This is a genomic window from Lentibacillus halodurans, assembly GCF_900112045.1.
Lineage (GTDB): Bacteria > Bacillota > Bacilli > Bacillales > Amphibacillaceae > Lentibacillus > Lentibacillus halodurans.
Genome location: NZ_FOJW01000003.1, coordinates 62,381 through 74,667 on the forward strand (window position 1 = coordinate 62,381; position 12,287 = coordinate 74,667).

Sequence of the window (12,287 nt, forward strand, 5' to 3'; positions counted from 1 at the left end):
TTTTAAGGATAAGGAGTGTTCCTGAATGTCAATCAAAAGACCATATCAAACTTACCGGGACAATGCTGTGAACACTGCATCGGGCGGAGAATTGACATTGATGCTGTATAATGGCTGCATCAAGTTCATAAAGCAGGGTATAAAAGATATCGAAAGTGGCAATATCGAAGCCAAAAATACCAATATCCAAAAAGCACAGAAAATTATCCAGGAATTAATGGTCACATTAGATACCAGTGTAGAAATTGCCCAACAGTTCATGCCCTTGTACGAATATATCCTGCACCAGCTGAAAGAAGGCAACATAAAAAATGATATTGCTCACTTGGAAGAAGCGTTAAACTATGTAACCGAGTTTCGCGACACCTGGAAACAGGTTATCAAGCAGACACGTCAAACCCGTTACGCTCAAGGTGCGCAGGTATAATGAGTCAATTGCAGGGATTGATGGATGTGACGAAACAGCTGGAAAAAACGCTTGATCAACAAGTCCATGCGAAAAATCGTGATGAAGTCATGGAACAGGTCAATGATTTGCTTGAAAAAAGGGGGAAACTTCTTACCCAAATAAGTCCGCCTTTTACCGAAAATGAGAGACGGCTCGGGGAAAAAACAGCAACGCTTAATGAAAAAATTCAAAGGAAAATGAATGGGTTGTTTGATGAACTAAAGCTTGAAATGAAGCAAATGAAAAAACAAAAGAAATCCAATCGTTCATATATCAATCCATATGAACACGTGAAAACTGCAGATGGCATGTTTATGGACAGTAAAAACTAATAGATAAGTGGCTCCGGTGTTTCGGAGCTTTTTTAATAGCCTTTCAGTATATTTTATTTATTTCTCGTGTCTTAATACAGCACGCCTTTTGCACTAAAAAAGCCTGGTTTCACTTTATCCCGCATGAAATGCCTGATAGAGGAATTTAAATCTTGGATGAAAGAGAGAATGGGGATTAACGCCCCAGTAAATGTCCGATTCTGTTCAACTAACATTCAGTGTGAAAAGGCGCACCCCTGAATGAAGTTTCATTTTAATGCTTGTTTAAGCAGGAAAATTAAGTGGTAATGTAGTATAATAAACACATAAGGATGAAAGGAGGACACTTTTTATGAAGTACAACATTCGAGGTGAAAATATTGAGGTGACCGGAGCAATCCGTGATTATGTCGAAAAGAAAATCGGCAAGCTTGCAAGATACTTTGATACACCGCCATCATCGGATGTAAATGTAAACTTGAGTGTCTATAACGATGAACAGAAAATTGAGGTTACCATTCCAATGCCAAATCTGCTGCTCAGAGCTGAAGTACAGCACCTGGATCTATATGCGGCTATCGATCTGGCAGCAGATAAATTGGAACGGCAAATCCGCAAGTACAAAACCAAAGTGAATCGTAAATTTAGACAAGAAGGTTCTCCGAAACATATCTTTGCTGACCTTGAAAAAGAAGCAGAAATCGAACGGGAAGAAGAGTCTGACGAAGTGGAGATTGTCCGTAAAAAACAATTTGATCTCAAACCGATGGACTCGGAAGAAGCAGTATTGCAAATGGATATGCTTGGGCATGCATTTTACGTGTTTACCAATGCTATTTCAGGCAATACGAATGTCGTGTACCGCCGTAAAGACGGAAAATACGGTTTAATCGAACCCAACAGTTAAAGCGGGAATAAATAAATATCTGTACGAGGGCGTTTTTAGCTTTTTGACGAATGAATTTAATTTAAGTGCTAACAGTCATCAACCTTAATTTGTAAGGATTTCCGTGGTGATAAGACTTTCGCTTTGCAGAGCGGAGTCTTTTTTTTGCTGGGGATACAAGTCAAATACTTATAAAGCCTCTAAGCCATTTTGACTAATCAGGTTGTAAAATATATAGTGGGGATAGGTGTTGTTTAAGAACGTTTTGAGGGGTTTTGCGAGGAGTTTTAAAAACGAATGGGGAGGAACTTCTCTGAATGACAAACTTTTATTTCAGGAGGGAATAACATGGAAGTTTTTGCAGAATTTTTAGAGGGTATTGATAACGCGCAACATCGGGCTCGAACGGAAGAAGTTTTGGGTTGGGTAGCGAAGAAATTTCCTGATTTAATGCCAAAAATTGCCTGGAATCAGCCTATGTTTACCGACCACGGCACATTTATTATTGGATTTAGCGTAGCCAAGCATCATTTGGCTGTTGCCCCTGAAAGGGCAGGGATTATCCATTTTTCTGATGAAATTGGACAGGCAGGTTATGATCACAGCAAGATGTTGGTACGCTTCCCGTGGGATAGTCCGGTTGATTTTTCATTACTTGAGAGAATAATCGAGTTTAATATTTTGGATAAGGCAGACTGTTCAATTTTTTGGCGGAAATAGAAAAAATAGGATATCCCTTAGAGGCTCATATTTGTGTTTTAAGGTCTTTTGGGTTCGTTTTTACATGGCCCTGCACGCTTGGAGAATGTCGGATGGCTTTATATCAGTATTTCAAACAGGTATACGATTCCATCTAAGGGTGTTTTAAGCTTTTTGATATAGAACCATACATTCAATTTAATAATTCAAATCGTTTAGGGTGTCTTAAAGGCTAATCGTAGCTTTTAGGGCATTTTCTTATTTAAGGAGTATTTAATACATTGGCCCAAATATATCCTTCAGTGCATTCTGCATATCTTCTACAGACTCTGGTTGGTAGTTTTCTAGTATTTGTTCGCAAGCTCAACAGATTTTGCATCACGCTTTGACTTCGCCAATAGAACAACCTCCCAATCATTTGTTTTTATTCTACCAATAAAAAACTAAACTGCGAAGTAAGAGCCGTACGCACGCTCACTTACACAGTTTAGTTTACACTCCCAAAACGGGTATTATCCACGATCTTTTGATCCAAACACGGCCACATCGGGTTTGGATTCGGTAGACTTTATTTTATTCATTTTCTGTTGAAATTACAGGGGATCCATTCTTATCTAACAAAGGAGTTATACCACCAGAATAACGATCCCAACTATATAAATAATTTACCCCTGTCTCTTTATCTACTATTATTTTACAACCAGAGCTTGATCCATTTTTATAAATAACTTTAAACCTGCTTTTTGAATTTGACTTATTGAACATGTACGTTTCTCCTCCCTATATATGAATGCTTACACTTAAGTAACAAAAGATAATAAAATGAACGCACGAACTACCTTCGATCATACAATCGATACTCCGAACACTAACTGTATACCCATTGTCACATGCAATAAACAATAGTTTCCAACATTTTAAGAGTTATTTTGTAGAATTTAGCATCTTATTTCCCCTCATATTTTCATCCTCCCTCCATAAATTAAGATTTTCTTAGAAAGCCTATAAAATCTTTACATATAGAACGCCGAAATATCAACGATCAGCAGCTTTATGTCGAACATTGTCGTACATTATGCCAAAATTTAATTTTAGCATTTGCAATAGCGGCATTTTTAATAAAATCAACTGACACCGTGTCGAAATTTATGTTTTTATGGGGAATTCGTGTCGAATGGCAATCCAAAATTTGAAATTGGCTATTAGCTTTTTATGATAATTCCATGCTATAACAAAACCATACAAGATTGAAAGGAAGTGCTTATGTGAGTGAAAACGAGTATGACGAGCTAGTCAGGAAAATGCAGCAGCATGAAGCAACCATTGCCCAGTTATTGGAAATGGTTGCTGCCGTAAATCGCCGTCTGTCGGAAATGGAAAAAAAGCAAGAAGAACCATTACACACTTATTCATAAGCCTTCCTATTTCAGTATCCTCATTGTTGCCTCTATTTACCTCACTGATTGAAAGAACAGTTCATCCCCGGACTGTTCTTTCTTCTTGTGTGAAAGGCATGAAACCGATCAAAAGACGTTTCACTGTCACGTTTTGACGGTTCTCGTCCAATCGCTTCAATTAGTTGTCATACAACTTGAGATGCGTTATCATAAATATTGGACTATACGAAGTAAACAGATTGCTGACCAACAGATATAAGAAGATTTTGGCCGTTGCCTTTTTCTAGAGGCCTGATTGGTGGAAATCGGCTAATTTGTCGATTTTGATATTGAAAACGCCACGATTTTATAGTTTCTTATCTTTTTAAAAAACTTTGCCATTATGTTTCAGTGGCAAAGTACAATTTCGCAACGTCAGAAAGTAAAAATTATGGTCGACCTTATAAGAAAAACTTCGGCACTCGCTAATAAAAAGAGGCGAATGCCGAGTTTTTCTAATGAAATCATACGAGGAGCGTTTTATATGGCAGGGCTATTAACAAAAATTTTTGGTGATGGCAATAAAAAACAATTAAATAAATTACAGCGAAAAGTTGACCAGATTGAGTCGCTGGAACCGGAAATGAAACTGTTATCAGATGACGATCTTCAAAAGAAAACAGAGGAATTTAAGGAGCGGTATGCAAATGGCGAATCATTGGATGATATGCTTGTGGAAGCATTTGCTGTTGTCCGTGAGGGTTCCAGGCGTGTATTGGGAATGCGGCCATTTCCTGTTCAGCTGTCAGGAGCAATTGCGTTACATGAAGGCAATATCGCTGAAATGAAGACAGGGGAAGGCAAGACACTTGCATCTACCATGCCAGCGTATTTAAATGCTATTACCGGAAAAGGTGTCCATATCATTACGGTCAATGAATATTTGGCAGACCGTGATGCGAAAGAAATGGGAGAACTATTCAAATTTCTTGGTCTGACAGTTGGCTCAAATGGCAATGGTATGACAAAAGAAGAAAAACGAGAAGCATACTACAGTGATATTACGTATGGCACAAACAACGAATTTGGGTTCGACTATTTGCGCGATAATATGGTTCTTTATAAAGAGCAGATGGTGCAGCGGCCATTGCATTTTGCGATCATTGATGAGGTTGACTCGATTTTGATTGATGAGGCACGGACGCCGCTGATTATTTCAGGGTCAGCCCAAAAGTCAGCCTCCATGTATCAGCAGGCAAACAGCTTTGTCCGCACACTGAGCAGGGAAACGGATTATACGTACGATGAAAAAACAAAAGGCGTTCAATTGACTGAAGAGGGCATTAATAAAGCAGAACGTTATTTCAGCATTGAAAACTTATTCGATTTAAATCATGTTTCATTAACGCACCACATTAATCAGGCATTAAAGGCACATGTATCCATGCATCGCGATACCGATTATGTTGTTCAGGAAGGCGAGGTTATCATTGTTGACCAATTTACCGGCCGGCTGATGAAAGGCCGCCGGTACAGTGATGGTCTTCATCAGGCAATTGAAGCTAAAGAGGGACTGCAGATCCAAAATGAAAGTATGACGCTTGCCTCGATCACTTTCCAGAACTTTTTCCGTATGTATGAGAAACTTTCCGGGATGACGGGTACGGCCAAAACGGAAGAAGAAGAGTTCCGCAATATTTACAACATGGATGTTATCGCCATTCCAACGAATGAGCCGATTATCCGCGATGACAAAGCAGATATGATTTATAAGTCTGTAGAAGGGAAATTCCGTGCTGTCGCAGAGGATATTAAACAGCGGCATGAAGCAGGACAGCCTGTACTGGTTGGCACCGTGGCAGTGGAAACATCGGAGTTGATTTCCAAACTGCTGAAAAAAGCAGGCGTCCCGCACAATATACTGAACGCAAAAAACCACTACCGGGAAGCTGAGATCATTGAAAATGCCGGTCAAAAAGGGGCTGTTACGATTGCCACAAACATGGCCGGGCGCGGAACCGATATCAAGCTTGGGGATGGTGTTAAGGAATTGGGGGGTCTTGCTGTGATTGGCACCGAACGGCATGAATCCCGCCGTATCGATAACCAGCTGCGTGGACGTTCTGGTCGTCAGGGAGACCCTGGTATGTCACAGTTTTATTTGTCCATGGAAGATGAGTTGATGCGGCGCTTTGGTTCCGAAAATATGACCTCGATGATGGAACGGATGGGTATGGATGATTCACAGCCAATTGAGAGCAAAATGGTCTCAAGAGCAGTCGAATCCGCCCAAAAACGGGTGGAGGGGAATAACTTTGATGCCCGTAAAACCGTTCTGTCATATGATGATGTGCTGAGACAGCAGCGTGAAATCATTTATAAGCAGCGTTTTGATGTCATTGAGGCGAGTGAAGATTTACGTGAAATTGTTGAGGGCATGATCCAATCCACATTGGAGCGTGTAGTTGGGGCGAATACACAGGATGAACTGGATGAAAACTGGGAACTTGATTCGATTATCGAATATGTTCATGGCAATTTGTTGAGTCCAGAGGATATTTCCGTGGATGATCTGAAAGGCAAAGAACCTGAGGAAATAACCGAATTTATCCTGGAAAAAGTAAAAGCGCGCTATGATGAAAAAGAACAGGAATTGACATCTGAACAAATGCGTGAATTTGAAAAAGTGATCGTATTGCGTACAGTCGATACGAAATGGATGGACCATATTGATCAGATGGATCAGCTGCGTCAGGGTATTCATCTACGGGCATACGGTCAAAACGACCCGCTGCAGGAATATCAGGCAGAAGGCTTCCAAATGTTTGAGGAAATGATTGTAGAGATTGAAGAAGAAGTGGCCAAATACGTCATGAAAGCAGAGATCCGGGATAATCTGCAGCGTCAGGAAGTTGTCAAAAATACGCAAGCAGTTTCCGGTGGCCAGGATCAGGGAGAAAAGAAAAAGAGCCGAAAACCTTACGTGAAAACCGAGAACGTTGGCAGGAATGAACCATGTCCATGCGGCAGCGGCAAAAAATATAAACACTGTCATGGTGCATAGCAGAAAAGCCTGCATTCCTGCATTGTTTCGTTATCCGGGAGCCGGAAGACGAACTTGAAGAATCGGCAAGGAGTTCAGGTTAAAACAGTCGAAATTCATTTGAAACATGTGATACACTCCCGGTCAAAGGGGAGTGTTTTCACTGCTGGTACAATTAATAATGTTGAGGTGATCAATAGTGGAACTGGTTGAAATTGGAAACGAACTCGAACAAATGAATGATCGAATCAATGACTTTAGGGGGTCTCTTTGACTTAGATGTCAAACGAGAGCGTATCAAGGAACTGGAGCTTGAAATGGCTGATCCCGCATTTTGGGATGATCAGGAAAATGCCCAAAAACTGATCGATGAAACAAACAGCCTCAAGCGTTATGTAGAAGGCTTCGAATCGCTCGAAAAAAAACTTGAAAATCTTGAAGTAACCTATGAGCTCGTAAAAGAAGAAGGTGATCAGGAACTTTTTGCGGATCTTGAAGACGAATTGGCAGCATTACAAATAGAAATGAATCATTTTGAACTGCAAATGCTGTTAAGTGAGCCATACGATCAAAACAATGCGATTCTGGAATTGCATCCGGGCGCTGGCGGTACGGAATCTCAGGACTGGGCAAGTATGCTTTTGCGAATGTATCAGCGCTGGGCTGACAAAAAAGGTTTTACAGTCGAGACACTGGACTACCTGCCTGGTGATGAAGCTGGGGTCAAAAGTGTTACACTGTGGATTAAGGGGCACAATGCTTATGGCTACTTGAAGGCCGAAAAAGGTGTTCATCGCCTTGTGCGCATCTCCCCGTTTGATTCTTCAGGAAGGCGCCATACATCATTTGCATCATGTGATGTCATGCCTGAAATGGATGATAATGTCGATATTGAGATCAGAAATGAAGATATCAACATTGATACGTACCGTGCAAGTGGTGCGGGTGGCCAGCATGTCAACACAACTGATTCAGCTGTCCGAATTACCCATTTGCCGACAAATACAATCGTTACATGTCAGTCAGAACGTTCTCAAATCCAAAATCGTGAACGCGCCATGAAAATGCTCCGGTCCAAACTATACCAGCAGGAATTGGAACGGCAGCAGCAGGAGCTCGATGAAATTCGCGGTGAACAAAGAGAAATAGGCTGGGGAAGTCAAATTCGTTCATATGTTTTCCATCCTTATACGATGGTGAAAGATCACCGTACAAATGTTGAAGCTGGCAATGCACAAGGTGTTATTGACGGAGGACTGGATCTATTTATCGATGCATTTCTGCGTTCCCGGATCGATTAACCATCTTTCACTCGAGTGAACAACAGTAACTTTGCAAGAAGAGTGAGGGAACATCTTTATCGAGAGTTCTTTTTCGATGATCAGGAAAAATTCATGAAATGAACACATATTGTAAAAATCCCGTTTTGGTCTAAATTTTAGTGAATCTGCCCCCAGAAAAAATAGAAGTGCTCCGTTTTATTTTAACGTGATTGGGTTATAATATCTGTGATAACCTTTCACTAAATTTTGTTAGGGGGGATTTAACATGAAAAAATGGTTATTGTCAGTGCTGTTCGGCACAGCGTTAGTGCTCGGCGCTTGTGGCGGTGGAGATGATGGTGACAACGGCGGTACAGGTGATACTGGTGGTAATGGTGGCGCTGATACCGAAGAATCTGCCGAAGATGACGGTGGAGGTGCAGTCGACACTGCAGCTGCTGAGGAAATTTTTGAAAGCAATTGTGCACAGTGTCACGGTGCAGACCTTTCCGGGGCACAAGGCCCTGACTTGACATCAGTTGGTGCAAACTATTCTGCTGATGAAATTGCCGATATCATTCAAAATGGAAAAGGCGCCATGCCGGCACAAAACGTTTCGGATGAAGATACGCAAACACTTGCTTCCTGGTTAGCTGAAAAACAATAATGGGTACTTACCGGCAAAAGTTTGACCTGTTTCGTATAATGGGTCAAACTTTTTTATGTTCTTTTACAGCACCATACGACATAAACCGTCAAAATCTCTATTACATATAACATATACGTAATCGCCAAAGCAGAGAATTGGTTAACTCGTTCGTCATTTAATAAAACATTACAGCATTACCAATCTTTACACGAATTTTTATCGCTGCTGACAGAGTCTAGGCTAAATCATTCTCCAACTTTCGTACCACGCCAGATTATTATAAAAATGTTACAAAAATAGAACTAAATAACTAAAAATGAAATGAAAATGTAATATTATAAGCCTAAAATTTCTGCTGAAAAATGTTATAATAGATAGAAATTAGTGAGCTTAACTCGTTTTTGGGAAAACCGTAACCTTTTTAAAGCTGATTCATGCAAAAATTGACAGCGAGATTTACAACATTATGAGTTAAAGGTGATTAATAAATGATAAAAATGAAAGATGTTTACAAGACATATGGAAATGGCGTCACTGCCCTGAATGGGATTAACATAAATATTGACCAAGGTGAATTTGTTTATGTTGTCGGTCCGAGCGGTGCCGGAAAATCGACATTTATCAGACTTATCTACCGTGAAGTAAAGCCGACAGAAGGCACGATCGTCATTAATGATACTGACTTGAGCATTATCAAGGAAAAGAAGGTTCCGTTTTTAAGGCGGGATGTTGGTGTTATCTTTCAGGACTTTAAGTTATTGCCGAAACTGTCAGTCTATGAAAATATCGCATTTGCGCTGGAAGTCATTGAAGAGTCTCCACGCAATATCCGCAAACGGGTAATGGATGTGCTTGAATTGGTGGGTTTAAAGAATAAAGCACGTTTCATTCCAGATGAATTATCAGGAGGTGAACAACAGCGCGTATCAATAGCACGTGCGATTGTGAACCACCCGAAAATTGTTATAGCGGATGAGCCTACTGGAAATTTGGATCCTGAAACATCATGGGGGATTATGCGGATCTTTGAAGAAATTAATGCCAGAGGCACGACGATTATCATGGCCACCCACAGCAAAGAAATAGTCAATACGGTTAAGAAGCGTGTCATCGCAGTGGAAGACGGATTAATCGTACGAGACGAACATCGAGGTGAATACGGCTATGAAGCTTAGAACGACCAAGCGTCATTTCAGAGAAGGTATTAAGAACATTTTCCGGAATGGCTGGATGACGGTAGCATCAATAGGTGCAGTGACAACAACACTACTGCTCGTAGGGGCTTTTCTTGCATTAATGCTTAATATTAATCATATGGCTGGAGGCCTGGAAGAAGATGTGCGGATTGAGGCATTAATTGATCTTACTGCAACCGAAGAGCAAGTAAATGAAATTGGATCAACCATCGAACAAATGGATGAAACGGAAAGTGTTGTATTCAATTCAAAGGATGAACAGCTTGATCAGTTAATCGAAGAGATGGGCGAAGAAGGCACTACCTGGCAGATGTTTGAACAGGATAATCCATTGAGCCATGCTTATATTGTCAAGGCAACGGAACCATCCAATACGGAAGCTCTGGCGGAACAGATTAATAATCTGGAGCATATCCAGGAAGTAAACTACGGACAGGATGTTATTCATCGGTTATTCCAATTTAATGAGTATGCGCGCAATATCGGCTTAGTATTGATAGTTGGTTTAGTCTTTACGGCCATATTCCTTATATCAAATACAATTAAACTTACCATTATGGCCCGCAGCAAGGAAATTGGTATTATGAAGCTTGTCGGTGCCACAAACGGTTTTATACGCTGGCCATTTTTTATTGAAGGAGCACTGCATGGGATGTTGGGTGCCATTATTCCAATTGCTGCTGTTCTAACAGGGTATTATTATTTGGAGAATAATCTCAGCGAACAGATAACTTACTCCTTTGTTGAAATACTGCCATTTCATCCATTTGCCTGGCAGCTATCACTGATCATCTTGTTAATAGGAACTTTCATCGGGATTTGGGGAAGTGTGATGAGTGTACGCAAATTCCTGAAAGTTTAAAAGAGAACACACGAAATTTAATTTGCACTAGATTCAGCGGAGAGGGGAAACGAGATGAGAAAACTTGCTTCTTATTCACTGATTGCACTGCTTTTCTTCAGTACAAGCCTGGTGGATTCGCAGAAAGTATCAGCAGAGAGCGTTGATGATGCTGAACAACAGATTCAAGAAAAAAAAGAAAAACAAAAGGAAATAGAAGAACAGAAATCCGAGCTGCAAAGTGATAAAAAAGAAACAGAAGAAAAAATCGAGGAGAATCAGAACAAACAGGACAATGTCAATAGTGAGATTGATACGATCGACCAGGAGTTGTCCGGTACACGGGAAGAAATTGAGGCGAAAGAGAATGAAATTGCTGATACAAATGCACAGCTCGACAAGTTAAGCAATCAAATTGATGAACTTAATGAGCAGGTTGAACAATTAAAAGAAGATATTCAAAAACTGAAAGAACGCATTGAACAACGAGAAGAATTATTGAAAGACCGTCTTCGTGCTATCCAGTCCAACGGCGGGAGCATGAGTTACATAGAAGTCATTTTCGGAGCAGAAAGCTTTAGCGATTTCATCAGTAGATCGTCAGCAGTCAATACGATTATGGATCAGGATAAAAACATCATGGAAACACATAAGCGGGAAAAGCAGGAAGTTGAGGAAAAACAGGCTGAAGTAAAAGGTAAGAAAGAGAATGTTGAACAAAAGAAAGCTGAAGTGGAAGAGCAAAAGGCATCCCTTGAAAATCAAAAACAGGAGCTTGAATCCTTGAAGTCACAACTGGACGAGCAAATGTCAGAAAAAGAAAGTTTGCTTAATGAGCTGGAGGAAGAGCAAAATCATCTGGAAGAATATAAAGTAAGTTTAGAGGATGAACAGGAGATTTTACGAAAACAGGAAGCGGCGAACCAAAAAGCTATAGAAGCTGCTAAACAGGAGAAGGAAGAGATGAATCAGCTTTCAAAGGAAGATAATTCTAATTCAAGTAATTTAGGTGGAAATGGCATGTTCAGCTGGCCGGTGTCAGCAGGTAAAGACGCTTTTACGTCCGGGTATGGACAGCGCTGGGGAAAACTGCATGCTGGAATTGATTTCGGAATCGGAGTAGGCACACCGGTTAAATCCGCAGCTTCAGGGGTAGTCATCTCAACGCATACAGATACTGATGGCACTATGAATGGTTACGGAAATGCTGTGTTAGTCTCTCACTCAATTGATGGAACGTCTTATACAACATTATATGCACATCTGAACAGCATTTCTGTTTCAGACGGACAGACAGTCAGTAATGGACAAACATTAGGCGCAAGTGGAAATACTGGGCATTCAACGGGACCGCATCTGCATTTTGAGATTCATAAGGGCGGATGGAATGCGTCTAAAAGTAATTCAGTAAATCCATTGAATTATCTCCCTTAAAAATAGATGAATGACATTGCATTTTGTTTGCATAAACTATATTATTAAAGGCATCGCACATTACGGTGTGATGCCTTTTTATAGATGAAACAGGGGGTAAATGAATATCTGATCATTTCCTTCGACTTCCGGAATGGACAAA

The 12,287-nt window shown here is 40.5% G+C and carries 12 protein-coding genes; 11 read left to right on the top strand and 1 reads right to left on the bottom strand.

Features of this window, described 5'->3' with window-relative positions; all coding sequences use genetic code 11:
* The first annotated feature begins 25 nt into the window (after nt 1-25).
* From fliS to BM195_RS04685, 4 genes are all read left to right on the top strand, one after another.
* Nucleotides 26-427 carry a flagellar export chaperone FliS gene (gene fliS / locus BM195_RS04670; RefSeq protein WP_090234351.1) on the top strand — a complete coding sequence of 134 codons (402 nt, stop codon included), beginning with the start codon at nt 26-28 and terminating at the stop codon, nt 425-427.
* Nucleotides 427-780 carry a flagellar protein FliT gene (gene fliT, locus BM195_RS04675; protein WP_090234354.1) on the top strand — a complete coding sequence of 118 codons (354 nt, stop codon included), beginning with the start codon at nt 427-429 and terminating at the stop codon, nt 778-780. Before fliS ends, fliT begins: the two co-directional genes overlap by 1 nt.
* A 331-nt stretch (nt 781-1,111) precedes the next feature.
* Nucleotides 1,112-1,666, top strand: coding sequence for a ribosome hibernation-promoting factor, HPF/YfiA family (hpf, locus tag BM195_RS04680; protein ID WP_090234359.1), 555 nt, complete (start codon nt 1,112-1,114; stop codon nt 1,664-1,666).
* 327 nt (nt 1,667-1,993) lie between these two features.
* Nucleotides 1,994-2,365 carry an iron chaperone gene (locus BM195_RS04685; protein ID WP_090234364.1) on the top strand — a complete coding sequence of 124 codons (372 nt, stop codon included), beginning with the start codon at nt 1,994-1,996 and terminating at the stop codon, nt 2,363-2,365.
* A 552-nt stretch (nt 2,366-2,917) separates the two neighbouring features.
* On the opposite strand, the gene BM195_RS04690 is transcribed toward BM195_RS04685, so the two are convergent.
* On the bottom strand, nt 2,918-3,109 hold the full coding sequence (locus BM195_RS04690) for a DUF6440 family protein (protein WP_090234367.1): 192 nt from the start codon (nt 3,107-3,109) through the stop codon (nt 2,918-2,920).
* A 500-nt stretch (nt 3,110-3,609) separates the two neighbouring features.
* On the opposite strand from BM195_RS04690, the gene BM195_RS18230 reads away from it, so the two are divergent.
* The 7 genes from BM195_RS18230 to BM195_RS04720 all read left to right on the top strand — a co-directional run bounded on the left by BM195_RS18230 (nt 3,610) and on the right by BM195_RS04720 (nt 12,145).
* A complete protein-coding gene (locus BM195_RS18230) occupies nt 3,610-3,759 on the top strand; it encodes a hypothetical protein (protein ID WP_170848152.1) in 150 nt (49 codons plus the stop codon).
* Between the two features lie 505 nt (nt 3,760-4,264).
* Complete coding sequence (secA, locus tag BM195_RS04695) at nt 4,265-6,784, top strand: preprotein translocase subunit SecA (RefSeq protein WP_090234371.1); 2,520 nt, start codon at nt 4,265-4,267, stop codon at nt 6,782-6,784.
* A gap of 178 nt (nt 6,785-6,962) precedes the next feature.
* Nucleotides 6,963-8,064 (top strand): peptide chain release factor 2 gene (prfB, locus tag BM195_RS04700; protein WP_139223969.1). Its coding sequence is split into 2 segments (ribosomal slippage): nt 6,963-7,034 and nt 7,036-8,064, totalling 1,101 coding nucleotides; the frame shifts between segments, so codons are not numbered across the junction.
* A gap of 247 nt (nt 8,065-8,311) precedes the next feature.
* Complete coding sequence (cccB, locus tag BM195_RS04705; protein WP_090234377.1) at nt 8,312-8,692, top strand: cytochrome c551; 381 nt, start codon at nt 8,312-8,314, stop codon at nt 8,690-8,692.
* Between the two features lie 470 nt (nt 8,693-9,162).
* The gene (gene ftsE, locus BM195_RS04710) at nt 9,163-9,849 is read left to right on the top strand and encodes a cell division ATP-binding protein FtsE (protein ID WP_090234379.1); all 687 of its coding nucleotides are present in this window, start codon (nt 9,163-9,165) and stop codon (nt 9,847-9,849) included.
* On the top strand, nt 9,839-10,732 hold the full coding sequence (gene ftsX / locus BM195_RS04715; protein WP_090234382.1) for a permease-like cell division protein FtsX: 894 nt from the start codon (nt 9,839-9,841) through the stop codon (nt 10,730-10,732). The genes ftsE and ftsX overlap by 11 nt, the downstream gene beginning before the upstream one ends.
* A 54-nt stretch (nt 10,733-10,786) precedes the next feature.
* Complete coding sequence (locus tag BM195_RS04720; protein WP_090234385.1) at nt 10,787-12,145, top strand: murein hydrolase activator EnvC family protein; 1,359 nt, start codon at nt 10,787-10,789, stop codon at nt 12,143-12,145.
* Nucleotides 12,146-12,287: the final 142 nt, after the last annotated feature.